The organism is Streptomyces canarius, assembly GCF_014650735.1.
Lineage (GTDB): Bacteria > Actinomycetota > Actinomycetes > Streptomycetales > Streptomycetaceae > Streptomyces > Streptomyces olivaceoviridis.
In genome coordinates, this window is sequence record NZ_BMVN01000030.1 from 24637 (window position 1) to 49507 (window position 24871).

The 24871-nt window shown below is 69.9% G+C and carries 20 protein-coding genes; 17 read left to right on the forward strand and 3 right to left on the reverse strand.

Features of this window, described 5'->3' with window-relative positions:
• Nucleotides 1-2: 2 nt before the first annotated feature.
• Nucleotides 3-728 carry a GNAT family N-acetyltransferase gene (locus tag IE294_RS31965; RefSeq protein ID WP_189891850.1) on the reverse strand — a complete coding sequence of 242 codons (726 nt, stop codon included), beginning with the start codon at nucleotides 726-728 and terminating at the stop codon, nucleotides 3-5.
• 152 nt (nucleotides 729-880) lie between these two features.
• Between IE294_RS31965 and IE294_RS31970 the strand changes: the two genes are divergently transcribed.
• Nucleotides 881-2008 (forward strand): hypothetical protein, encoded by a 1128-nt coding sequence (locus IE294_RS31970; protein ID WP_229917462.1) that lies wholly within the window; start codon nucleotides 881-883, stop codon nucleotides 2006-2008.
• A 205-nt stretch (nucleotides 2009-2213) separates the two neighbouring features.
• Here IE294_RS31970 and IE294_RS47975 read toward each other — a convergent pair whose 3' ends face one another.
• Nucleotides 2214-3650 (reverse strand): hypothetical protein, encoded by a 1437-nt coding sequence (locus IE294_RS47975; RefSeq protein ID WP_229917463.1) that lies wholly within the window; start codon nucleotides 3648-3650, stop codon nucleotides 2214-2216.
• A 23-nt stretch (nucleotides 3651-3673) separates the two neighbouring features.
• Complete coding sequence (locus IE294_RS31980) at nucleotides 3674-5083, reverse strand: hypothetical protein (RefSeq protein WP_189891854.1); 1410 nt, start codon at nucleotides 5081-5083, stop codon at nucleotides 3674-3676.
• 692 nt (nucleotides 5084-5775) lie between these two features.
• On the opposite strand from IE294_RS31980, the gene IE294_RS31985 reads away from it, so the two are divergent.
• From IE294_RS31985 to IE294_RS32060, 16 genes are all read left to right on the forward strand, one after another.
• Nucleotides 5776-6708: a conjugal transfer protein gene (locus IE294_RS31985; RefSeq protein WP_189891856.1), complete on the forward strand. Its 933-nt coding sequence runs from the start codon at nucleotides 5776-5778 to the stop codon at nucleotides 6706-6708.
• Complete coding sequence (locus IE294_RS31990; protein WP_189891857.1) at nucleotides 6705-7046, forward strand: hypothetical protein; 342 nt, start codon at nucleotides 6705-6707, stop codon at nucleotides 7044-7046. Before IE294_RS31985 ends, IE294_RS31990 begins: the two co-directional genes overlap by 4 nt.
• Entirely contained in the window at nucleotides 7043-7624 is a 582-nt protein-coding gene (locus IE294_RS31995; protein ID WP_189891859.1) for a hypothetical protein, read from the forward strand. The genes IE294_RS31990 and IE294_RS31995 overlap by 4 nt, the downstream gene beginning before the upstream one ends.
• The gene (locus IE294_RS32000) at nucleotides 7621-10311 is read left to right on the forward strand and encodes an ATP-binding protein (RefSeq protein ID WP_189891861.1); all 2691 of its coding nucleotides are present in this window, start codon (nucleotides 7621-7623) and stop codon (nucleotides 10309-10311) included. The genes IE294_RS31995 and IE294_RS32000 overlap by 4 nt, the downstream gene beginning before the upstream one ends.
• Nucleotides 10311-10667 (forward strand): hypothetical protein, encoded by a 357-nt coding sequence (locus IE294_RS32005; protein WP_189891863.1) that lies wholly within the window; start codon nucleotides 10311-10313, stop codon nucleotides 10665-10667. Before IE294_RS32000 ends, IE294_RS32005 begins: the two co-directional genes overlap by 1 nt.
• Before the next feature lies 1 nt (nucleotide 10668).
• Nucleotides 10669-13539 (forward strand): hypothetical protein, encoded by a 2871-nt coding sequence (locus IE294_RS32010; protein ID WP_189891993.1) that lies wholly within the window; start codon nucleotides 10669-10671, stop codon nucleotides 13537-13539.
• 38 nt (nucleotides 13540-13577) lie between these two features.
• The gene (locus IE294_RS32015) at nucleotides 13578-14687 is read left to right on the forward strand and encodes a C40 family peptidase (RefSeq protein ID WP_229917464.1); all 1110 of its coding nucleotides are present in this window, start codon (nucleotides 13578-13580) and stop codon (nucleotides 14685-14687) included.
• Nucleotides 14684-15328, forward strand: coding sequence for a hypothetical protein (locus IE294_RS32020; protein WP_189891866.1), 645 nt, complete (start codon nucleotides 14684-14686; stop codon nucleotides 15326-15328). The genes IE294_RS32015 and IE294_RS32020 overlap by 4 nt, the downstream gene beginning before the upstream one ends.
• A complete protein-coding gene (locus tag IE294_RS32025) occupies nucleotides 15304-17913 on the forward strand; it encodes an ATP/GTP-binding protein (RefSeq protein ID WP_189891868.1) in 2610 nt (869 codons plus the stop codon). Before IE294_RS32020 ends, IE294_RS32025 begins: the two co-directional genes overlap by 25 nt.
• 636 nt (nucleotides 17914-18549) lie before the next feature.
• Nucleotides 18550-19149 (forward strand): hypothetical protein, encoded by a 600-nt coding sequence (locus tag IE294_RS32030; protein WP_189891870.1) that lies wholly within the window; start codon nucleotides 18550-18552, stop codon nucleotides 19147-19149.
• The gene (locus IE294_RS32035) at nucleotides 19095-19994 is read left to right on the forward strand and encodes an ATP/GTP-binding protein (RefSeq protein ID WP_229917465.1); all 900 of its coding nucleotides are present in this window, start codon (nucleotides 19095-19097) and stop codon (nucleotides 19992-19994) included. Before IE294_RS32030 ends, IE294_RS32035 begins: the two co-directional genes overlap by 55 nt.
• A gap of 109 nt (nucleotides 19995-20103) precedes the next feature.
• The gene (locus tag IE294_RS32040; RefSeq protein WP_189891997.1) at nucleotides 20104-20721 is read left to right on the forward strand and encodes an SAF domain-containing protein; all 618 of its coding nucleotides are present in this window, start codon (nucleotides 20104-20106) and stop codon (nucleotides 20719-20721) included.
• Nucleotides 20721-21548 carry a CpaE/TadZ family protein gene (locus IE294_RS32045; RefSeq protein WP_189891871.1) on the forward strand — a complete coding sequence of 276 codons (828 nt, stop codon included), beginning with the start codon at nucleotides 20721-20723 and terminating at the stop codon, nucleotides 21546-21548. The genes IE294_RS32040 and IE294_RS32045 overlap by 1 nt, the downstream gene beginning before the upstream one ends.
• On the forward strand, nucleotides 21538-23022 hold the full coding sequence (locus tag IE294_RS32050) for a TadA family conjugal transfer-associated ATPase (protein WP_189891873.1): 1485 nt from the start codon (nucleotides 21538-21540) through the stop codon (nucleotides 23020-23022). The genes IE294_RS32045 and IE294_RS32050 overlap by 11 nt, the downstream gene beginning before the upstream one ends.
• Nucleotides 23019-23969, forward strand: coding sequence for a type II secretion system F family protein (locus IE294_RS32055; RefSeq protein ID WP_189891875.1), 951 nt, complete (start codon nucleotides 23019-23021; stop codon nucleotides 23967-23969). Before IE294_RS32050 ends, IE294_RS32055 begins: the two co-directional genes overlap by 4 nt.
• Nucleotides 23966-24850, forward strand: coding sequence for a type II secretion system F family protein (locus IE294_RS32060; RefSeq protein ID WP_189891877.1), 885 nt, complete (start codon nucleotides 23966-23968; stop codon nucleotides 24848-24850). Before IE294_RS32055 ends, IE294_RS32060 begins: the two co-directional genes overlap by 4 nt.
• Nucleotides 24851-24871 lie beyond the last annotated feature (21 nt).

The following is a 24871-nucleotide window of genomic DNA, read 5'->3' on the forward strand; positions in this document are numbered from 1 at the left end:
ACTCAGCGGGGAGGCCGCCAGCGGGTGAACACGCATTGGTCGGGGCCGGCGTGGATGCCGAAGGGCAGGTCGATCCGGTCGAGAAGGAACCCCTCGCCGGGGGCGTGCACGGTGTATCCGCAGCCCTTATAGAAGGCGCCCAGGTCCCGCTCGGTCTCGAAGGACCCGTACAGCAGGAAGTAGTCGAGCTGGTCGTAGACCTGCCAGGCCCGCTTCAGCAGGAAGCTGGCGAGGCCCTGGCCGCGGGCCTGCTCGGCTACCGCCAGGCCGTGTACTTTGCCGATGGCCACGCTCAGGGTCACAGCCTGCACGTTGCTGTACCCGTGCTCCAGAGCCCGCTCGATGATGGTTCCGGGGGCGGTGACGGACAGAGCGCCGATCGGCCGGTCCCGCTCGTCGACCGCCACGAGAGTCAGGCTGACACTGGCCATCGAGTCGGCCATCGAGTGCCCGATGGTCCGGCGCGCGAAGTCCTCGAAGAACGTCTTGGTGGTGCCGTCCAGACCGTCCAGGAGGGCGGCACCTGCCGTGCCCTGCTCGATGGAGGACCGCAGAGCCGGAATGAGCCGGGCCCCAGCCGTATCGAGCAGCGCGTCGACGGTGTCCGTGTCCGCTGCCGTGGCGAGCCGTACGCGGGTGCCGGCGGGGCCGGGCCAGCCCTTCCGTAGCCGGTCGGCGGACAGCCGTACTGGTCTGCTGCTGCCCTTCTTCGCGGTGCGCTTGGCCATGGACAGCCCCTGGGGTCGGCATGAACTGGGACGACGCTGAGCGCCACGAGGGATGCTGTCCACCGCGAAGGCCGTTCAAGGACCGTTTCCCGGCCGAATGCTCATGCTCCGTGGGCCAGTTGGAGCCTGCCTGGGTGGGTGATGATGACGCGGTGAGTCTGGATCTGAGCAACTACGAGCTCCGCTGGCCGACGTCGCTGTTCGTGTCCGAAGGCGAGCGGGTCCTTCGGTCGTCGAACACCTCGTGGGAGGAGCAGGCGGTATGGCTGCTGACGGAGGCCCTGGTCGGCACCACAGCGGCGGCCGACTTCGAGGACCTGCCCGAGCGCCCCGCACCCTCGGACGATCCGTGGGCCAGCACCACCCCCGGCTGGGGGCAGCGGGGCGGGATGGACAAGCGGGAGTGGCTGAAGGAGCTGGTCAGCCGCGCAGCCGAACTGCGGCATGCGGCCGAGCCGCGACCGTACTGGCCACAGCGGCAGGGCCGCAGCCTGTCGCACGACGGCAGCACAGCACGCGACACCCGCCGTGACTTCACCCGGATAATCAGCGACTTCGCCGACAACGGCTACCTGGCGGAGGTCTTCGGCGAGGAATGCGTCGACGACCCCACCGAGCTGCCGGACGCCTCACGAGTGATCGAGCGGCGACTGGGCATCCCGGACCTGTGGCCTCTGACCCCGGAAACATGGGACGAGGACACCTTCTTCGGTCTGATCGAGGTCTTCCACGACCTCGTCAGCCGGCCCCGCACCCGCCGCTTCCACTCCTGGAACAACTGCGGGTGGCACCACTCGGAGTTCCACAACGGGCCCGCCCGCATCCTGTACCGGGGCAAGGTCAACGAGCTACTGCGCGAGGCCGGCATCGAGTACAAGCTGGCTGCCGAAGGCGAGGACCTCGGGCGCCTGGTAGCCGTCACCGACGACGCCCGCAGCGCGCTGGTACACCAGGCGCTCAACGACAGCGCCCCGGACATCACGACCCGGGTCCGCCACGCGATCGCCCTGTTCCGCGGCCGGGACACGACGGTGGAGAGCAAGCGGTCGGCGATCGTCACCCTCGCGGGCATCCTCGAGGAACGCCGCGCCCTGCTCAAGGACAAGCTCGGCAAGGACGAGGGGGCACTGTTCGAGATCGCCAACCGATACGACCTGCGCCACCGCAAGGCAGACCAGCGCGGCGACTACGACGAAGCGTTCCTGGACTGGATCTTCTGGTGGTACCTCGGAACGGTGGAGCTCACCAACCGGCTCATTGCGTCCCGGATCGCTGGCTGACCCTCGCGCACCATTACCCGAACCCATGGTCGAAGCCCTTCAGGACCGGGGCAAGCTCGGCGGCGGCGCCGCACAGCGAGCACAGTCGCCGTCGCGAGCGTTAAGTGTGGATCAGCCTGCCGCCCCAGGACGCCGGTCCTGGGACGGCAGGCGTTCGTCTGAAACGTCGTGGTCCCTTGATCAGCGTTCTGCTCCGACGTTGCTGTCAGACGCTCTGGCACAGCGGCGGCAGGAGTCCGTCGCCCGGCCAGAAGGGTTGCTCGGCCGCGAGGCCGGTGAGGAACATGCCGACCTCGGTCAGGACCTTGGTGCGGTCGGCCGGTCCGTAGACGGTGAACTCCCCTGCTGCAGCGTCGAAAGCGCGCACCTGGCTCTCGGGGCCGGTGCAGATCAGGGCCCGGGCGACTTCGGGGAGCCCGAGGCTGAGGGCATCGCACATCTGTGTCTTCACCAGGTGCACCAGGTCGACGGTGACGCTCTCCCAGTCGCCGACCGTCGGCCAGTCGGCGCCGCCGTTCAGTTCGTGGGTAAGGGTGGCCAGCGGGATGATCTCGCCCGGCCGCCGTCCTTGGGTGAGAAGGGCGTGGATCCGAGTGCCGTCGGGCTGGAGTACCTGCGGATGGAGCAGGGTGTCGGCGGCAACGAGGGTGGTGTTGATCTCCTGTGTACCGGGGCCGGGGTAGTAGGGCTCGTGTGCGAAGAGCAGGTAGACCGCTGAGGTGCGGGCGGCGGTGTTGGGTCCGGGCATGACGAGTGCTCCCTCCGGTGGTGAGGTGCCGGGCGTGTGCTGAGGTGCTGGCAATGTCGTCGACCGGGCGCCAGGCGGCCGCCCCGGTTTGCGGGCCTGGTCCGCGTGGTCCGGCCGGGCCTGGGCGGGTGCGTGCTTGAGGATCCGGGCGACCTGGTCGGCGAGCTGGAGCATCAGCCGTTCGCAGGTGATGAGTGCGCATGAGGCCGAGCGTGTGTCTTGCGTCTGCAGCATGTCGGCGGCGTCCCACAGCAGGTGCTGGCCGATCTCGGCCGACCGGCGCAGTTCGTAGCGGTCGCTGCCGGCGGCGGCCTGGATGAGGCAGGTGTGCAGGGCGGCGAGGCGCTGGAGGTAGCGGCAGGCGCTGGCACCTTCGACGCTGCGGACGTGTTCGCGGGCCCGGGCGTCCAGCGTGGCCGGCAGGTGTTCGGCGAGCAGCGGAGCGAGCAAGATCGCTGGCAGGGCGACGTCGGCGGGGATGCCATCGGCCATGGCGAACAGGCCGGCGACCAGGCTGAAGAATGCGACCGCGACGGTGCCGAAGCGCAGCGAGGCGCGGATGCCGGGGGCCAGGCCGATGCGCCGGGCGGAGCGCCTGGTCAGCCAGCGCAGGGCCATGCGCTGCGTGGGTGTGGCCGATGGGGTGAGGACTCCGATCTGGTGGGGGAGTTCAGGCCGTGAACCGTCGCCTGGGACCGTCCAGGCGAGCCAGCCCCACCGGGTGCGCTCGTAGACGAGCACGGGTTCGCACTCGGCTGTGCAGGTGTGGTCGCGGACGTGGCCGGTTCGCAGGGCGCGTGCGTGTTCCGCCTCCCACCGGCCCGGGGCAGCCGCGAAGGGGTGCAGGTGCTGGGCGAAGCCGGGTGGCGATGGTGTGCGGCGAGTGTCGGTCACGGGCTGTCCTTCCGGTTGGTCGGTCAGGCGGAGGCGCACGTCGTGCAGCGGCCGTCGCCGTCGGGGTGGGCTCGCTTACGAGTCGGGCCGGGGCAGGTGCGGCACAGCGGCCAGCCGAGGCAGGTGGGGCAGAGGTCTTCGCCGGGGGCGGTGGCGGGCACGCCGCAGCCGGCGCACTCGACGAGGGCCCGGTAGGCGAGGGCTTGGGTCACGGAGCGGGCGGCGGCCGCTGTCGATGACCTGGTTGCCTCCGCGAACGGTTCGTCCAGCGGGGCCGCGGCGGGGCGGGCGGCGGTGGCGGGCGGCGGGTAGGCCTGGGCGGCGCGGAGCCGGGCGGCGATGATCGCGCCGATGGAGGTGCGCACCGGGTTCGGCAGCGGCCGGTCGGTGATGACGTGGCGCAGCTGCTCGGGACTCCAGCCGGCCTCCAGCATCACGGTCGCCACGCGGCCTTGATCAGTCAGTGCCGGCCCGGTCAGCAGCAGTTCGGGACGGCTCGCCCCGATGTCCAGCAGCAGCCGGATCCCCGCGTGCATCTCGTCCGCCGGAGGCGGTGGCTTCGGCGACGTTGTCGCGTGCGAGGGGGCCGTCCGTGCGTTCGTGCGCGTGGCGTCGCCGCGATCGCACGGACGGAGGGGGTTGGTCTTCTGCTTGTTGGTCTTCTTAACGATGGTGTTCTTAGTGCCGGGATCAGCCAACACTGGCTCAGCCAATCCTGGATAACCCGACTCTGGTTGTGAGCTGGGGTTTTGCAGGGCGGGCAGGTCGGTGATGAAGTACAGGGCCTGCCCGAGCGTGCCGTCGGGGTTGCGGTCCCGGTCGCGCAGCAGGAATCCGTGGTGCTCCAGTTCCTCCAGGCCGGTGGTCACCGCGTCGACGCGTTCGCGGCCGTGTCGCGCCAGGTTGGCGACGGTGATCTGCCAGCCGTCCCGGTGGGTGCTGATGTAGCCGAACAGTCCCTTCGCCTTGAAGGAGATCCGGCTGTCCCTAAACAGCGCGTTGGCGATCTGCGTGAACTGGTCTCCGGCCATCACCCCGCGGCGGATGCCCGCGCCGAAGTCGGTGTCGCTGCCGGCTTCCCGGAAGGTGGATGCTGGGTCGATCGGGGGAACGTCCGGAGCGGCGGGACGGTCGGTGATGCTGTAGACGATCTCTCCGAGGGTGCCGTTGGGGCGGCGCACTCGATCGCGGACCAGGTAACCGAACTTCTCCAGCTCGTTCAGTCCTGCCCGCACCGCGTCTCGCCCGTCGGGGCCCAGGGCGACGAGGGCGGCGATGGTCACCAGCCATCCGTTACGGTGGGTGCTGATGTAGCCGAAGAGGCCCTTCGCTCGGTACGAGATGCGGCTGTCGCGGAACAACCCGTTGGCGATCTGCGTGAACTGATCGGCCGCCATCACGCCGCGGCGGACCCCGGATCCGAAGCCGCTCATCGCGCCGTCCGGTATGCAGGCCGCGTGCGGTGGCCACGGCAGCGCACCGTGCCCGCCGGGGTGGGACGGCCGGTGGGCGCGAAGGCGGAGGCGTACGTGCGTTCCATGCCGTCAGCTCATCCGCCGGCCCCGACCAGGCTGACGGCCATGAGCCCCGACCATCGGTCACGATCCGGCAACGCAGCCTTCTAGCTGCCGTGGTCGGGCCGACCACGCCGTGCCAGCACGGTGCGCAGTCGTTGCGCAGCCCCGATTGCGCAGCCTTCGTGGGCGTTGCGCAATCGGCCTGCGCAACCGATCGAGGGTCGTGCGCAGTCGGGTTGTGTGCCGCGGGTGCGCAGTACGGCCCGCGGATCCCGATGTCCTGTTGCGCAGGGTCGGGTGTGCCGATGCGCAGGCTGCCCCCGCGGGTCTGGTGGTGTCCTTCTGCGCGCTCGCGTACGGCGCCGGCCGGGTGCGGCAGACGGGCGCCAGCGCATCCGTCGGCGGGATGCCCGCGGATGACGCGGTGAGCGCCCACAAACCCAGGTTGGCTCCATGGTCGGGTCTGTGGTCGGGCCGACCATGACCCCGACCACGGGCTTCGTGTCCCCATCGTGACCGTGGTCGGGGTCTCGTGGTTGGTGGTCGGGTCGGGGTCGGCGGGTTTTCTCAAGGTCAGCAATCACACGTTCTGACCTGGGAGTTTGACCATGTCTCCTGGCAAGCAGGCCTCACAGAGCGAGGCTGCTGCTCCGATGGCGGGTGGCGCCCGGCTGGAGGCGATGCGGCGCCGCGTCCGGCTCTCGCGCTTGGCGGTCTGGACGGTCATCGCGGCCGGCCCCGTCGCCCTGGCCGTCGCCGTCGCCTCCACCCCGACCACGGTCGAGGCGGCTACTCCGGCCAAGCCCACCGCCGTGCGCACCGCGGCGGCCGCCGCCAACCCGGCCGGCTATGCGCAGTTGTTCGTCAGCGCGTGGCTGCGCAGCAGCGCCGATGACGCGACGACTGCGCAGGCGCGGCTTGCGCAGTCGATGGCGCCGGACGTCGAGCTGCCCAACCCGGCAGCGGGTGCGCAGTCGCGGCCTGCGTCCGTGACCGCGGTGCGCAGTGCGCAGCGCGCGGACGGCGCGTGGTCGGTGACGGTGGCTGCGCAGTACGCCAACGGAACGGTGCGCTACTACACGGTGCCGGTGGCCGCCGACGCCTCGGGTGCCTCGTTCACGGTGACCGGCGCGCCCGGCGTGGTGGCCGGCCCGGGCCGGGCCGAGGTGCCGAAGTCGCCGTACGGCGTGAACGTCCCGGAGGGTGAGCTGTCCTCAGCCGTAGGGGAGTTCCTCGCCGCCTACCTGACCGGTGCCGGCGAGGTCGACCGCTACCTCGCGCCCGGTGTGCAGATGTCGGCCGTCTCCCCCGCCCCGTACACGGCGGTCTCCGTCGAGCAGGTGTCCGCGGTCGAGGAAGACGCGGCCGCCGAGAAGGTGCCGGCCGACGGCACGGCGGTGCGGGTCCTCGTCCGGGTGGAAGCCCGGGACGCCGGTGGTCGGTGGCCGCTGGCGTACGAGCTCACGCTCAAGGCCCGCTCCGGCCGGTGGGAAGTCGCCGCGCTTCAGTCCGGAACCGCTCAGGGCGGGGGTGTCCGGTGAACACGATGCACAGCCTGGTGCTCGCCGGGCAGCTCAACGACCTCGGCGACTCGTGGATCAACATGTTCAAGGAGTGGGCGACCAAGGGTCTGCAGGCCGGTCTCGTCTGCCTCGTCGTCGTCATCATGATCCAGAAGTTCAGTCTCAAGGCGGGGATCGGCGCCCTGCTGCTGATGATCATCGCGCTTGGGCTGTACAACTCCCGCGAGAGTCTCGCGAACATGTTCGAGGACGAGGTGAAGAACCCGGCCAAGGGCGCACCCGTCGTCCCCGGCGTCGTTCAGTCCGAACTCCCGTCCTCTCGTGACCACTCGCGGGGCGTCGGGGGCTGGCTGTGACCGCGGCAGCGGCGCGGGTGGGCCGCTTCTACACCGCCGCCCGACGCCACCCATGGGTGCTGGGCAAGGTCGCCGACTGGAAGATCCCGCTCGGCCCCTACACGCCCGCGCAGATCGCGGTCGCCGTCGGCGGCGGTTTCCTCCTGATCAAGACCATCAGCTGGTGGTCGTGGATGGGCCCGGTCCCCATCGTCGCGTGGCTGCCGGCGATCTGGGCGGTACGTCGGCCGAAGATCCGGGGCCGTGCGCCGATGCAGGCCGCATTGGGCTGGGTGCTGCTCGGCTGGCAGCCGAAGGGCGGGCGGATCGGTGGGCGGGCGGCCCGTGACCGCGCTGCCCGCCCGCTGCTCGGCGGCTTCACGATCGAGGGCGCGCCCGCGCTGGACCCGGCGGTGAAGGCCAGACCATCCTCTGCGACTCGGCAGAGTGCTGCCTCTCGGGCGGCGCTTGCGCGGACGGCCGCCGGTCGCTCGTCCGCGCGCCGCCCCACGGAGCCGGTTGCTCCTGTCATGCCCGCGGGGCCGGTCTCTGGTGTGCAGCAGCTGCTCGCGCTCGCCCAGCAGGGGGGTGCGCGGTGAGGGTTCCAATCCGTCACATCGCCGGGCACCTCGTGTGGTCGACGCACGGCAGCGTGTGGGCTGTCTACCGCCTGCACCCTGGCCCGGACGCGCAGGGCCAGCGTGAGGAGACCGTTCAGGGCACGTACGTACCCGCCGCGGTCCGCGACGAACAGCTCGCCAAGGTCACACATCTGGTGCGCTCCCTGTCCGGGGCCCCGCGGCTCTTCGGCATGTGCGCGCAGGTCGATCCGGGTGAGATCGCCCTGAAGATGATCGAGGGCATCGAGCCGGCCGAGCAGGCGCCCGGTGCGGGCTGGCACCCGTGGGTAGAGAACGTCGAAGCCACCCTGGAACTGCTGGACGACCAGGAGATGCACCACCGCACCCTGTGGCTGGCCGTGCCCCTGCAGACCGAGACCGGCGGACTGCAGATGTCGGCGTCTCTTGGTGCGGCGTGGGCCGAGGTCGCTCCGATGCTGGGCATGCGCCCGGCGCCGGTGGCGCGGCGCGAGGTGACCGCATACCGCGAGCAGGCCTCCCGGGTGGAGGCCGCGCTCGCCGGCGGCATCGCCTTCCGCCCCGCCCGCCCGGCGGAAATCGTGTGGATGATCCAGCACGCGCTCCACCGCGGTCTTGCCGAGCCCCTGCTTGCCGAGGCCGAGACCAGCGAGTTGTACGGCGGGCAGATCCGGGACGGCGTGCTGCGCTCCCCCAGCTACGCCGACCTGGGCCAGGTCCGCCTGCAGGAAGGCGGCATCGACCCCGACCTCGACGACGTCGACGACCTCAAGACCGCGGGCCGGATCACCCGGTCGGGCCGCAAGGCCTGGTGGCGGGTGAACACCGGCTCGCCGCTGGGACGGCGCTGGCTGCAGGTCGAGTCCGACGCAGGAGTCGGCTACCAGGCGCAGTTGGCGCTGGCCGAGTGCCCGCCCGCGGTCAGCCAGGACGCCGCGGACCTGTTCGCCCAGCTGGAGATGCTCGACTTTCCGGTCGACTACACCATCGACCTGACTCTCGTGCCCGCGGAGAAGGCACGCGAGCAGGTGCGGCGCAAGAAGAACGAACTGATCGACCAGGCCGACCAGTACGACGCCCGCCCCACCGGCATGCCCGCCTCGCTGACCGAGGCCGCCCGCGACCTGGGCGAGCTGGATGCCCGTCTGTCCCGCACGTCGGTCGAGGTTGAGGTGCAGTCCGTGACCGCACTGACGGTGTGGGGGCCGACCGCCGCCGTCTGCGACGCCCGGGCCCGCGCCCTGGCCGCACTGCTCGCCGGCGCTGACTACCGCGCGGTGCGCCCGGCCGGCCTGCAGGAGGCCCTGTTCACCCTGGGCCTACCCGGCACCGTACGCCCGGGCGTGGTGCGGGAGTTCACCCAGCACCAGATCAGCGAGGACTGGGCGTTGGGCGGCGCCTTCACCGTGGGCGAGGTCGGCGACCCCAACGGCATGTTCCTCGGCATCGACCTGGACAGCGGCACCACCCGTCCCGTGATGATCAACGTGGCAGATGCGCCCAAGGTCGACGCGTCCGCCTCGATGGGGATCGTCGGGGATCTCGGCGCGGGCAAGAGCGTCCTGCAGAAGCTGATCACGGAGGCGGTGTGGGCGCGCGGCGGCTGCGCGATCTGCATCGACCGCACCCCCGTCCGTGAGTGGGCCACCTTCGCTCGCACCGCGGCCAAGGCCCGCGCCCAGATCATCGACGCCGCCCAGGCCGAAGTCTCCATCGACCCGCTACGCATGTTCGGCGGGCCCGAGGGACGGCACTACGCCCTGTCCTACCTCACCCTCCAGCTCGGTATCGGCCCGATGAGCACCAGCGGCGAGGTCCTCCACCATGCCGTCGAGCAGGCCGCCGCCGGACCGAAGCCGTCCATGCACCGCGTCTTGGAGGTCCTCGAGGAGATGGCCACGCACGAGGTGGGCAAGCGGAAGGACGCGGCCTCCACCCTCGCCGGCCTCATCCGCGTCGTTGCCACCAACTCCCTGGCCCGGATGGTCTTCGACCCGACGCTCCCGCCGGTGCGGCTGGACGCCTCCAGCACCACCGACATGATCGTGATCACCACGACCGGTCTCAAGCTGCCTCCCAAGGCCGCGTTCGATAAGCCCGAAGTGCTGCACCAGCAGCCGCTGGAGACGCTGATCGGCCGCGCGGTCCTCTACCTGATTGCCGCGATCGCCCGGCAGACCGCGTTCGAGGACCCCGAGCGGTTCACCCAGGTGGTCCTGGACGAGCTGTACTGGCTGACCTCCTCTGCCGAGGGAACCGCCCTGGTTCACGAGATCCTCCACGACGGGCGCAAGCACGGCGCCGGGCTCCTGGCGGGCTCACACGACGCCGAGGAACTCGGCCCCGACCGCGGACTGATGGCGTACCGCGCGCTCGCCCGCACGGCTGACCGCGAGCGGGCTCGCCGCGGGCTGGAGTTCGTCGGGCTCGACCCAAACGACCCAGAGCTTTTGCGGCTGGTGACCACTGGCCTGTCTCCCGTGGGTCAGAAGGGCCGAGAGGGCGAATTCCTGCTGACCTGCCCGCGGCAGAACACCGGCCGTATCAAGGTCTCCATCCCCCGCATCCCGCGCATCACTACCTCCATCACCACCACGCCGGGACGCCGTCCGAGCGCTGCACGGCCCTCAGCAACTGAGCCGCTCGCCGGTGAGGCCGTGGACGCGCGTTCGAAGGAGCACGTCTGATGACCACGTCTCCCTGGGACCGCTCCCGCCGCATCGCAGCGGCCGCGAGCGTCCTCTCCGTGATCGCCGTTATTGCAGGCGCGGTCATCGTCGCCCTCGGGATGGGCGTGCTGGACGCGTGGTGGCCGCATACCGGACAGGCCTTCGTCGTCGGCACCCGCGCCGCGCCCCACTACCCCTGCGCCTTGATCGTCAGCCTGGCCAAGGCGTACTGCCAGCGCGGCTCCAGCACAACCGCCTCCGCAGAGCGGCCGGACGTGGCGGGTGCAGCGTGGAGGCTGGTGCCCGCTGGTGCGGGTGCGGCTGCCCTGGTGGCGTCGCGGGCGCGGAGCGCCGCAAGTCAAGGGAGGCGCTGAAGTGTTCCGCCCAGACCGCGCGACCCTGCGTTCGGCTGGCTTCGTCGTGCTGCTCACCGGCGTGTTTGTCCTGGTCAACAGCCAGGTCGTGTATGCGGCCAGCAGCAACAGCGAGACCGGTGACCTGCTCGCACCGCTGAACATCACCTCTTCCGAAGGGGTACCAATCAACGGCTACGAGCTGAGTGCCGAAGGCGGCTCCATCATCGACTTCAAGACGCAGGCGCTGGCCTTCGCCCTGTCCGGTTTGTTCGCGCTGATCCGGCTGCTGGTGGGGCTGGCCGGATGGGCCATCGAGCTGGCCTTCCGGTTCCCGCTGCTGAAGATCTTGATCCGGCCAGCGCAGAGGGTCGCTGACACCTACAACAGTGTGGTCGTCGACACGCTGGGGCTGAAGGGTCTGTTGCTGGCCTGGGCGTTCGTGTTCGCCGGTTTCATGATCGTGCGGGGCCGGGTGAGTCGCGGTCTGGGCGAGATCTTCCTGACCCTACTGATCGCGGCGTTCGCTGCTTCCGCATTCGTCCGCCCGGACTATCTGCTCGCCCAGGCCGGACCGCTTGGCCAAGGCCAGCAGGTGGCCGCCGAGGTCGCGCAGCAGTCGGTCAACGCCTACGACTGGGGCGGGAAGATCGCCAGCAAGGGCCCCTGCGACGGTCTGGCGGGCAACGCCGAACTCAAATGCCTTCAGCGGCTGGGACAGGGCCCCGTCTCCGCCCAGGAGGTGACCCGGCCGATCCAAGACTCAATCACCAACGCCCTGATCGTCAAGCCGTACATGCTGCTTGAGTACGGTCGCGTCCTCGACCCGGCCAAGTCATCCGACCGCAAGGCCTACGCCGTCCATCTGAAGTGGATCAGTGGTGGTTACAAGGCTTCCGGGGGCGACGACGGCGACAGCGGGTGCGACCTGCTGGCACCGCCCGCACGGAAGTACTGCGAAGAGCGGAAGGAAAAGAAGGATGCGTGCAGTCTCATCCGTGGCGAGGCCAAGAAGTACTGCGAACGCGACACCCACAGTGCGCCCGGCAGCAACACACTGCCGTCCCTGACTCCAGGCGGGCAACTGCTGGATGCCTCGAATGCCATCGTCAGCGACGAGGACAGGGAGTTCGCGGCCTTCCTCGCAGACATGAAGAGAGCCGGCCCCGTCGGTAAAGCGTGCGCCACGTACGCCGAAAAGCCCACCTGGTGGCGGGTCGGCGGCGCCGCCCTGCTCGTCATCGCGGCACTGTTCATCTGCGGCTTGCTCCTGTCCAGCGCCATCGTGATGCTCAGCACTCAGGGCATCTGCGCGGCGGCCGCCGCCGCAGGCGGCGTCACCTTCATTGCCGGCATGCTGCCCGGGCCCGCACGCCAGTCGGTATGGAAGTGGCTGTCGCTGTGGGGGATTGCGATCCTCACCCTGGTCGGCGTGTGCGCGTTCGTGCCGTTCTTCGGCATCGCCGTGGACGCCACCATCACCCACGGCCCCGACTTGATGGTCGAGCGGATCCTGCTGCTCGACGTCCTCGCCATCGCCGGCGCTGCCGGACACCGCCGACTGCTCACCGGCATCACGTCCTTCGGCCAGCGCATGGCGCTGCGGATGCGCTACGCCAAGGTCGGCGGCACCCACCTGCCCGGCGACACCTCCGAGCTGGGCGCCGCTCTCGCCATGAACTCCCCCGCGGCCTTGGGCGGGTACGGTGGCGGGCTGCGCGCCTTCACCGGCGGCGGCCTGTACGGGCTGCTCGGCACCCGCCACCGGCTCATGAGTGCCCTCACCAGCATGTTCGACGGAGCGGGTCTGCCCGTGGACACCGGCAGGATGCTCACGGACGCCACCGCCGAGGCCGGCCGCGGGCTGGCCCCGCTCACCGCGGCGGCTGCCGTGGGCGGATTGGGGGCACGGCTCGGCGTGAAGGGTGCGCACTGGCTGCTCATCGGCAAGCGCCCCGACAACGAGCGACTGGCCAAGTGGCGCAAGCCCACCGCCGACGGCGATCCGCCTCCCGGGGGTGGCCCGGCGGCCGGCGGACCGGCCGCGGCAGGGGGCGGACCACACAGGCCCGGCGGCCCGCCCGACCGTTACCGCAGCGTCGACGGCCAGATCATCGACCGCGCCTCCGGGAGAGTGCTGCACGACGAGAACGGCGACCGCACTCTGCTGTCCACACGCGCCCACAACCGGCTGGTCCGCCTGCGCGGCTATCGCATCCTGCACCGCGGTGCCCGCACCGCCTACGGGGCAACCGTCGGCATGCCGGCCAACGTCCGCCGGGCCCGGACGGCAGGCTCGCGTTTCTCCCAGGACGCCCGCCAGCAGGTACGGGTGTGGGGCAACACCCTCCGTGAGGACGCCCGCGCCTGGGCGGACACCGGACGTCACGTCTCCCAAGTCCTTCACGAGGCACGCTCGGACGACCGCGGCGGACCGGGCCCGTTCGTCGGCCGGCGCCTGCCGACCACCAGGTCCGCGACGACGGCCGCCCGACCGGTCACTGGCCTGCACCCGGCCGCATCCGGCGGACCCACTCCTCATGCGGCCGCCGCTGCCGCGACAACACAGCCCTCCGCCGGGCCGTCCCCCGAGCGGCTCCAGCAACTGCTCGACGACCCTGCCGAACTACAACGCGAAGTCATCCAGCAGGTCGCCAGAGTCGACCCTGACCTGGCGCAACGCATGCAGCCCAGGAGGACCAGCCCTCGCCTTCCGGCAGATCCCGCGCGGAACAGGTCCCGGCCAGTCCTTCCCGGAGGTGGAGGCGTTCACAGCAGCACCAATGACGAGGCACGGGCTCGCTTCCAGGAACTGATGCGCAGGACCGCGCCCGACGCCGAGCGCCTGCGCCAGGAACAGGCCAGGCAGACACAGGCCGGTGAGGACGAGTGAGGCCGAAGCAGCGCCGCCCGGCGCTGTGGGGATGCGTGGTGGTGCTGTTGCTGTTCGCCGCCGTGTGCTGTGCGGCACCGGTAGGGAATGCGATCAGTTCGTACGTCGCGCTGAAGACGGGTGTACAGGACGACGGCGGGATCGCCGAAGGGGGCAGCGCTGCGGACATCCCTGGCCGGATGCTGGCCGCTTACAAGAAGGCCGTCCAGCAGGTCGGAAAATACGTGCCCGAGTGCCAGGGCATGCGCTGGCCGATCCTGGCCGGGATCGCGAAGGTCGAGTCCAACCACGCCATCGGCAGGAACATTGCAGACAACGGCGATGTCCGCCCGAAGATCTATGGGGTGCTCCTCAACGGCTCCGGCCAGGGCGGCAACACCACCGTTTTCTCCGACGCGGATGGCGGCAAGTGGGACGGCACGGCGAGCGGGGAGCGCGCCGTCGGTCCCTTTCAGTTCCTGCCCTCCACGTGGGAGGGAATTGGCAAGGACGCCAACGGTGACAAGATCGCCGACCCGCACAACGCCGACGACGCCGCGCTCGGCGCCGCGATCTACCTGTGCGGCAACGGCAGTGACCTCACGAAGCGGTCGCATCTGAAGGCCGCAACCCTGCAGTACAACCACTCGAGCGAGTACGTCGCCAACGTGCTGGGATGGATCGATCAGTACACGGCAGCCGCCAAAGACCCGGACCTGAAGAACGTCAAGGGCAAGGTCCGCACCGTCATAGAGGCCGCGCTCTCTCAGCGCGGTGTCCCCTACTCGTGGGGCGGGGGCAACGCGAACGGCAAGTCGTACGGGTTCTGCTGCTCGCCCAGCGGCAAGAGCGGCGCGAACATCAAGGGCTTCGATTGCTCCGGGCTGACCCAGTACGCGTACGCGAGGGCCGGCATCAGCCTGCCCCGCACCGCGGCCGCCCAGGCTGGTGTCGGCAAGCGGATCCCGGCCGGACTCGGCACAAGCGCGCTCAAGCCAGGTGATCTCGTCTTCTACGCCACCGCTCCCGGACGCGATTCCACGATCTACCACGTCGGGATCTACGTGGGCAGCGGACAGATGGTCAACGCCGCCCGACCGGGCACCGTGGTGCGCCTGGACGCCGTCAACGCGGTGTCCGGCTATGCGGGGGGAGCGCGCCTGCTGTGACCAGCACCCCGCGCTCACCGCGCCTGCTGTTGCTGAGCACCGCCCTGCTCGCCGTCGCGGGCGTCGCTCTGCTGGGTATGCCGCACGGTCAGGAGCCGACGGCCCCAGCACCGGCCTCGACCGCGCATGCGGCCACGGATTCGTCATCGGCGGCTGCTCCGCTTCCCGCCAGCGACCCGGCCGTCGGCACGGCTCCCTCCGCGGCACCCGCTGCATCGACGCCGTCGGCCGTCGAGTCCGCTCTGCCGCCGCACGGCGAGGGTGTGGCCGGCGACTGGGCCATCCGGCGGAACCTGGAGGCAGCCTGGCCCGCTGACCTTCCCGCCGCCGACCAGCGGGAGTTGCTCACCGCCGGTCGTGCGCTGCTGCGCGCGGACGCCACCGGAGTCGGCCGCGAGAAGTGGCCGGGCGTCTTCGGCGACTCAGGCCAAGCGGTGGCCCCGGCGTTCGCCACCGCTCGCTTCCGCATCCAGGCCGCGATCGCCCGCCGCGACGGCAGCCCGAACAGGACGGTGGTCCACCTGGTGTGGGCCGGCATGGACCACGGCGGCACCTTCACCGACCTGCGCATCACCGACTGGTTCTTCACCCGAACTATCAAGAAGGGAGCACCGACGTGGACTCCGCAGCCCCGTACCTGAGGGACCGGGCAGATGACACGGCCGCTGGTCAGGTACTCGGCCTGGTCGACGCCGCCGACTGGCTCTACGACCACTGGTACCTGCTCGCCCTGGCCATCGCCGTCTGCTGGGGCGTGGGCGAGCTGGTGGTACGCCGGCTCGCGGCGCACGCCTCGGCCGAGCGGATGGCCCTGGAGCTGGTGTCCAACCGGCACTTCGCCCCGAGCCTGGAGGAGATCTTCCGCCGCGGCGTGCAGCTCGCTCGCGCTTCCACGGCCATGCCCTGGTGGGCGCCCCGCCGGGCGAAGGCCGTGCAGATCAGACTGCGTGCTGACGGCTCCAGTCCGCTGCGCTACCGCATCGAGGGCCCGGCCGGCGGCCAGCGGCTTTTGTCCATCACCCCCTTCGGACCGGACGTCACCGTCAACCGGGCCCGGCCGATCGCTGACGAGCCGCGGACGCACACCGTGCGTGCGGAGTTCATCCTGCGCGGCAAGCCCACTGCTCCGCTGCGCGAGGTGCCCCTCACCCCAGACCCGCTGCAGCCGCTCGTCGACGCCGTATCCGACCTGCGCGCCGAACTCGGCGACCTCGCCGAAATCCGGCTCGCCATCCAGCGCGCCCCCAAGTGGGCACTGCGGGCGCGCCGCCTGCAGCTGATGGGCGCCGCGCGCCGCTCCGAACGCCGTGAGGCCCAGCGGGCCGCGCGCTGGCTACGGCAGGACGCCAGCGGCATCGAGGACTCCCTTACCTGGCAGCTGCAACAACTGCTCAGCGACAAGCCCGCTGCGGGCGCCGGACGGCGGCTGGTCATGCCGCCGGTGCCCCGACGGGTGGAGCCGGCCGAGGCGCTGGGCAAGCTCGCCGACGACGACCACCTCGTCCGGGTTCAGCTGCTAGTGATGTGCGCCTCGAACACCGAGGGCCGCGCCCAGGCCCGGCTCGCACAACTCCAGGCCGCGCTGGACGTGTTCGGCGGCCGCTCGAGGTGGGCCATGCGCGGATGGCGGCTGGGACCGTGGCGAATCGGCGCCGACCACTGGCCCACCAAGCGTGGGTTCGAGCGCCGCTGGACCCTGGGGCACTGCCAGCCACCTCGCGCGAACTGGGTGAGGCTGGAAGAGCTGACGGGCCTGCTCAAGCCGCCCACCATGCACTGCCGCCTGCCGGTGCTCGCCGGGGACCTGCCGACGTTTGAGTTCGGCGATCCGGAGCTGCTGCTGCAGGGCATCTACCGGGGCCCGGACGGCCGCAAGCGCCTGGTCGCCACCTACGCCCAGGAGACACTGTTCGAGGTTGGGGTGGGCAAGGCCGGCGGCGGCAAGACCGAGCGGGCTTTGGCGCAGGCGATCGGCTGGGCGCATGCCGGGGGCGGGCTGCTGTTCGTCGACCCGCACCGTGACTCCTGGCCCCGGGCCACCACGTTCCTCGCGCACGACGCCCTCATGCGGCGGATCGCGCTCGTCGACCTCAACGGCCTCGGCGCCAACCCGCGGGTGAGCTCATGGAATCCGCTCGGCATGCACCAGGGACAAACGGCGCACGAGGTCGTCGAGGCGATCACCGACGGTTACGCCTCCGCCCTGGCCTGGGACGATGCGACCGCACCCCGGGCGATCACCATCCTCACCGCCGCGCTGGCCGTCCTGGTCGCCGTCAACGAGGCCGCCTGTCAGGCCGGCCGCCCCGAGAACCAGGCCACGATCTTCCACGTGCGGGCGATGCTCACGGATGCCGCGTTCCGTAAGTCAGCGCTCGCCACGGTGGCCGACCGCCTGGACGAGGAGGCTCGGTCCTGGTGGCAGGTGGTCTTCCCGACCTTGCCGCCGGACGCGTTCGCTGTGGTCCTCAACCCGATCGCCCGGCTGGCCGCAAATCCCATCACGCGTGCCTTCCTCGGCCAGCCGGTCGGTGTCTACAACATCCGCGCGGCGATGGACTCGCGGATGGTCGTGTGGGTGTGCCCGGGCGGCAACGGGCCCACCGACCGGCTGGTGACTGCGCTGCTGGCCCGCGATCTGCTGCGGGCCGTACGCTCCCGACGTGACACCCCGGAAGCCAAGCGGGTGCCGTTCCGCCCGTACTTCGACGAACTGATCACGTTGACTGGCGCGGCGCCGGAGACCATCGCGGCCATGTTCGAGGACTTCCGGAAGTACAGGTGCCAAGTCCACGGCATGACCCAGCTGCTGGCACGCCTTCCCTCGTCGGTGCGGCTGTCCCTGGTGCAGAACTCCTCCACGCTCGCCACCACCGCCGGATCGAAGTCCGCGATCGCACCGATCACCGCCGAGTGGGGTGATGACCCAAGCCCGGACCGGGTGGCCACCATCGAGCGGTTCGAGCACTACGTGTCCATGAACGTCCACGGGCGCCGGGTGGGGCCGGTGCTACTGCGCGGGCCCCATCTCGACGCGGTCTTCGCCGCTCAGGCCCGCCCGCAGCAGGTTCCCGCGCTGGAGCAGGCCGCCCTCGCGAACGCCGGAGCACTCCCCCTGGATCAGCTCACCGACCGCGCAGCCGAGCAGATCGGCCGTGTCGCCGCCTTCCTCGCCGAACGCTCCCCCGCCACCGCCGTACCTCTGACGAAGGACGAATACGAATGATCGTCGCCCGGCCGCACGACCGCAGCCCCCGCCCCTCGGAGCGCGCAGACAAATGTCGCAGCCTTGCAACTACCCCCGAACCCCCTTGAGATTTGCTGTCGCGAACATCTAGTTTACTTCCACGCAAGGGAGACTCGGCTGTAAAACCTCTGCGCATGCACGACGTTAGGGGATGTCACATACCTCAAACTCTTGGTGAAGTGGCAACATCGCAACAGTTGCCGAGGGAGAGTGGCCATTCGGACGCAGGCCGTCACGCGCGTCAGGCGTACCTGCGTGGTCCGGGGGAGCAGCGACTTCAACGTTGGCGACCTGGTCATGCTGCGCGGCCACGTTCCCTGACCGGCACGTCACCCTCGACGGCGATGTGATCACGGCGTGGTCGTCGATCCGGCGGCACGAATGAGGCCTGCCCGGCCCCGCCCCGCACCGCATCGACTTCCAGTTTCGAAAGTGACCGAAAGGAAGCGGAGTTGTACGAGTGAAGTTAAGCAACGGTTGGGAAGGCGATTGGCATATGCGTAACCTAGCGATCACGCAACGCGTTATAGCAGCTGGGACAGGCCGCAGTTGCCGGCTGCCGCATGCCGGAGGCCAGCAGCAGCGTCGACCGCACCGCGTCGTACGGGAGGCATCGTGACAGCTACGCAACGACGCTCATCCGAGCACAAGATTGCCGCCGTTCGCACCCAGAAGCACGCAATCTCACTGCTGCTCGCCAGCAGTCTGTTGGCACTCGCCGGGTGTAGCGACAGCGACTCGGACACGTCGTCCAGGCCCAGCCCCACCCCCACGACTCTCTCGCCGTCCCCCAGTTCCACCGCCGACGCCAACGAGGCCGCCATCCTCGCGTCGTACAACAGTTCCTGGGACGCACAGACGAAGGCCTACAGCAAGGCCTCCTTGGCGGGCACCGACCTGAAGAAGAGCACCACCTTGCGAGCCCTGTTCGATATCGAGCACGACCTTGAGGTCATGCGGAAGGCTGGACAGGTGACCACAGGCAAGCCAGTGATCAATCCAAAGGTCGTGAAGGTGACCATCGGCAAGATCCCCACGGCCACAGTGACGGACTGCATCGACACCACGCACTGGATCCTGATCGACAAGGCCTCTAAGAAGCCAGTCCCGCTGCCCTCGACGCGGCTCATCAAATACGTCAGCACCGCAACGCTTGAAAAGTGGGGGAAGACGTGGATGGTCACGGAGTTGACCGCTCAAGAGCAAGCCTGCTAATCCGCCGCCTCGCTGTACTTACCGGCGCCTACACCCTGGCCTCGGCAGGTATCGCACACGCCGGGGATGCTCCTGACGTCGGTTCTGGTAAGTGCCAGGTCATCAAGTTCTGCGTCGATGTCGGCGTCAGTGATGAAACCGGCGGAAGCGGCGGACAGGCAGGTGGCTCGCAGGGCGGCGGCGACAGCGGCGACGGCAAGGTGGAGTGTAAGTACACCAAGGTGGACCCGAAGCCTCCGGCCGCATGGCCGGGGTGGAAGGGCGCCGACCCCAAGAAGAACGACGTGTACTTCTACGGGTGCACGGACGGCGGTCAGAACGACCCTGACGGTTTTGTCGTCGTGCCGCTGGGGCAGCCTCCGGTGCCGCAAGTGGACCCCCGGGTGCTGGCTCAGCGTGCGGTGGACTCCATGACGCTGCTCGGTCCGGACATTGCCAGCCCGCGCGCGGCCGGGAAGTACACCGTGGGTGTCCCGATATGGATGTGGGTCAACCAGAGCGCCACAACCTATGGCCCGAACACCGCGTCGGCCACGGCGGGCGGGATCACCGTCACCGCGACCGCGAAGGTGTCGAAGATCGTGTGGACTATGGGCGACGGTGCCTCGGTGACCTGCAACGGCTCGGGCACGCCCTACACGTCTTCCCAGGATATGGCCGAGTCCCCGACCTGCGGACACGTGTACTCCAAGACCTCGGCCGGTGCCCCAAGCGGCAAGTTCCCGGTGACCGCGACCTCGACGTGGACGATCAACTGGCAGGGCGGCGGACAGGCCGGCCAGCTCACCGAGGTGCGGCAGACCAACGTGCAGGTAGCGGTCGGCGAAGTCCAGGTCGTCAGGTAACGCCGCCGGAAGGATAAAAACGGTGAGCAAGACCCAAGAACGTGTAGACACAGCCCCGAACGGAGTCCCCCAGCAGGGACGCACGGCCGGACCGGTGGCGCCACCTCGGGTGTCGGCTCGCAGGCGACGACCAGGGGTCATCGCCTTGTCGCTGGCGCTGATTGCCGCCGGTGGAGCCGGGGTTGCCGTCCTGCTGCTCCAGGTCGGCAACCGCACGGACGTAGTGACCGTGGTCCGCGATGTCCAGGTCGGTCAGGTCCTCACCGAGGACGACCTGGGCAAGGCGTCCGTCGCCCTAGACCCGGCCGTCAAGGCGGTGCGCGCCGACAACCTGAAGTCGGTGATTGGCAAGCGGGCCGCCGTGGAACTCAAGCCCGGATCCCTGCTCGTCTCCTCACAGGTGACGACCGACTCGCTGGTGAAGGCCGGTGAGCAGTTGGTGCCGATCGGCCTGGAGCCCAAGCAGATCCCCGCCTCCGCGCTGGTCCCGGGCCAGAAGGTGCAGCTGGTGCACGTCCCGGCCCAGGGCACCACGGAAACCGGCAAGACATCCGACACTGCTCCGCAGAGCATCGACGGCCGTGTGGTGAAGGCGTCCGGCGCCGCCCCCGGTACGGGAATCGTGGTCGTCGACGTGGCCACGTCCGCGACCGACGGCCCCACGGCCGCCGCATGGGAGGCGGCCGGCACCGTGCACCTGGTCCTCGCTGCCCCGGACGGTAACTGATGGCTGTAATCGCGCTCGCAGGCTGCATCGGTGCGCCGGGGGTGACCACGAGCGCCCTGGCCCTGCTTTTGTCGTGGCCGCTGGAGGCGGGCCGGCGGATGATCCTGGCCGAGTGCGACCCGGATGGCGGGGCCGTGCTGCACGGGCTGCTGCAGGGCTCGCTCGGCGACCGGTACGGGCTGCGCAACCTCTCAGTGGCCGCCCGCAAGGGCGAGTTCAGCGACGCATTCTGGCGGCAGCTGATCGATCTGAGCAGCGAGGACAGCAAGCAGGAATCACCGCGCGACCGGCTGCTGCTGCCCGGCATCACCGACCCCTCACAGGCGGCAAGCCTCGGCCAGGTCTGGAAGATCCTTGCGCAGATGTTCCGCGGCATCGAGACCGAGAGCGGCCATGACGTCCTGATCGACCTCGGCCGCCGCGGGGCCTACGGGCCCTCCGGCGTCCTGGCCGAGCAGGCCGACGCCACCTTCGTGGTGGTCCGCAACACCCTGCGTTGCCTGCAAGCAGCAGAGGGCCGGGTGCGCGCACTGGAAGAACGCGTCGGCGACGTCAGCGTCCTCATGATCAACGAGGGCCCGTATCCCGCAGGTGAAGTGCAGCGCGTACTGCAGGTGCCGGTGATCGCCACTTTGCCGTACGCGCCGAAGGACGCCCGTGTGCTGTCCGACGGCGCCGAACAGCCACGCCACTTCACCCGGTCGCCGCTGATGAAGGCTGCCCGCACGGGCAGCACGCTGCTTGTCCAGCGGGCCGCCATGCGCCGGGCCCGCCTCGATCCACGCGCCGCGCGTACGGCAGGCGGGGAGGTGTCCCATGCACGCTAGGCCTTTGCACCCGGACCCCACGGTGGCCCCGCCCCAGGAGTGGGTGCACCAGACCAACGGCGCACCGGCGCCGGCCGGTGCTGCCTCGAGTACACAGGTGCTTGGCACGGCGGCTCCTCAGATCACTGTCGATTACCGGGTGGCCCGGGACATTGCCTCCCAGGTCGCCAAGCAGCGTGAGGAACTGCTCAAGACAAAGCCCGACGTGGACAGGGCCAGCGAAGAACAGCGCTGCTTGAATTGGATCGCCGAGGCCGTCGCCTTGTGGTCGGACGCCCAGGCGATGACGCCGCAGGAAGATGAGGCGCTGCGCCGCGCCGTGTACGACTTGCTGTTCCGGGCCGGCCGGCTCCAGCCGTACCTGGACGATGACCGGGTCGAGGACATCATCATTCAGGGCCCGCACGAGGTGTGGCTCGATTACGGAGACGGCGAGCGCCGCCGGGTCGGACCGATCGCGGACTCCGAAGAGGAACTTCTGGAATTGCTGCGGGAGTTGGCCCGGGGGTCCGGGCACAGTGAGCGCACGATCTCCACCGCGAATCCCACCCTCGCGTTGTCTCTGCAGGACGGCTCCCGCCTACAGGCCATCACCGGGTTGGGGCCGATGACGTACGCGGTCATCCGCCGGCACCGGGTCTCCCAAGCGAGTCTCGACGACCTCGTGGCGCTGGGCACCATCGACCCGATCCTGCGCGAGTTCCTCGGCGCGTGCGTGCGCGCCGAGAAGAACGTCATGGTCGCGGGGAAGCAGAAGGCCGGGAAGACCACGCTGATGCGGGCGATGCTCAGGGAGTTCGACCCGGAGTGCCGGTTCGCGACCATTCAGACCGAGGACGAGTTGTTCTGTCACGCCAACGGCTACCACAAGCAGGTGGTGTCGCTGGTGGGCCGTGAGTCGAACGGGGAAAAGGACGTCACCGGGCGGGGTGCCGGTGAGGTCACGCTCCTGGACCTGATGCACCCGGCGCTGCGGATGTCGCTGGAGCGGATCGTGGTCGGCGAGGTCCGCGGTCCTGAAGTCGTCGCGATGATGCAGGCGTTGACGAACGGCTCCGGCGGTAACCTGTGCACCATCCACGCGCGTCGCCCGGACGTCATCTTCGACCGGATCGCCGAGCTGTACGCGCTCGCCCAAGAGAATCTGTCCGAGCAGCTCGCTTACCGGCAGACCGCGAACGGTCTGGACTTCATCGTGTACGTCGAGATGACGGACGAGACGCAGATCGGCGGCCGCCGCCACCGCTACGTCTCTCACGTCCTGGAAGTGACAGGGATGGGCGAGAGTGGCAGGCCCGCCACCAATGAGATCTTCTCCCCCGGCCGCGAGTGGGGGGAGTTACGGGCGGTGCCGAGGATGGACCCCGAATGCATCGACGACCTGCGCCGCGTCGGCTTCGATTCGACGCTGCTGCAGCAGCCCTACGGGGCCTGGCCGGCGCCGCTGCCGCTGAAGGTGGGGGTGAGCCGATGACGCTGCTGTTCGGGCTGCTGAGCGGCATGGCCGTCGTCGGCGGGCTGATCGGTGTCGTGGCCGGTGTCGTGGGCACCACGGCGCCGCGGCGGGCCCCACTGCGTCAGCGCTGGCGGGCCCTGCTCGGCGGGAAGAACCAGAGCGAGGACGCCAGGATGCGGCGGCGGACCCTCACGGTCGCGGCCGGCGTGGTCTTCGTAGCCGTGTGGCTGGTATCCGGGAACTTCGTCGGCGGGGCTCTGCTGGGCGCGGCCGTCATCGGGGTGCCCTGGCTGATCACTCCGGCACAGACGGCGCAGGAGCGCATCGGACAGTTGGAGGCGCTGAGCGAGTGGACTCAGCGGCTGGCCGGCCTGCTCCGGCTGGGCATGGGCCTGGAACAGGCGATGATCACCAGCCGTCAAGGAGTGCCGGACGAACTCGCCCCGCAGGTCATCAACCTCTCCGACCGGCTGAGATTGGGCTGGCGCCCGGAAGGAGCGCTGCGCGCGTTCGCCGATGAACTGGACGATGTCACTGCGGACAAGGTGACCGCGGCGCTCATCTTGTCGGTCAACGACCGCGGCCCCGGACTGGCTCAGGCACTGGAGGACCTGGCGGGCACCGTCCGTGAGGAGGTCGCTCGCAAGCGCGCCATCGAGGCCGACCGGGCGAAGCCGCGCACCACCGTGCGGTGGATGGCCATCATCACCGTGGGCGTCGTGGTGGCCGGGTTCTTCGTGCCCAGCTATACCAAGCCGTACTCCACGCTGCTGGGACAGCTCGTACTGGCCTTCCTGACGGCCGGATTCGTCGGAGTGCTTGCCCTGATGCGGCAGTTGGGTTCCTTCCGCCGCATCCCCCGCTTTCTGGTCACCGACCCGGCCAGCACCGTCCGGCTGCCTGCGCCCGCGCCGGAGTCGGAGAAGCAGGTCGCGGCCCGCGAGCCGGAAGGAGCCGCATCGTGAACCTGATCCCCGTCGTTCTGACCGGCGGCACGGTCGGCGCCGGCGTCGCATTGCTGATCCGGGAACTGCTGCAGCCGCAGCCTGCGTTGGGGCCGGCCCTGAAGCGCAGTGCCCCGGCCACGTTGACGATGCCCGAGCCTGAGCTGGACCGCGAGGAGGTGTGGGGCCGGTGGCTGCTGGCCCGTCTGGAGCGGCTTCCGGGCGTGAGGGTGCCCTCGATGAACCTGGCCCTGCTCGGGCAGGGGCCGGGCCAGTTCATACTCAAGAAGGTCGCGCTCGCCGCGCTGGGGCTGCTCTGCCCCGTGATTTCGACGATTCCGTGGATCATCGCGGGCGTAGGCCTGCCGTTCTACGTGCCCGCCGGCGTCGGACTCATCGTCGCAGCACTGCTGTTTATCACACCCGATCTCGCCGTGCGGGACCAGGCCAAGCGGGCACGGGAGGAGTTTGCGCATGCCCTGTCCGCCTACCTCGACCTGGTCGCGCTCAAACGGGCCGCCGACGCAGGGCCCGCCGAGGCGCTGGAGAAGGCCGCCGAGGTCGGCGAGGGCTGGCCCTTTCTGTATCTGCAGGGCGCGCTGCGCCGGGCACGGCTGGAGAAGATCGCGCCGTATCAAGCACTCACGGAACTCGCCCACGAGTACGACCTGCCCGTCCTGGACGACGTCGCCGACATCATGCGCGGCAGCGCCACGGACGGCGTTGCCGTGTACAAGGCGCTGCGGGCCCGCACCGCCGCGCTGAATGCGGAACTGCTGGCTAATCAGGCCGCCGAGGCGAACGCGGCCAGCGAGAAGATGACCGCGCCGGGAGCTCTCTTGGCCGTCTTGGTGATGCTGCTGATGGCTTTCCCTGCGGTGATCCGCATGCTGACCGTCTAAAGACCACACCGACTCGTTCAA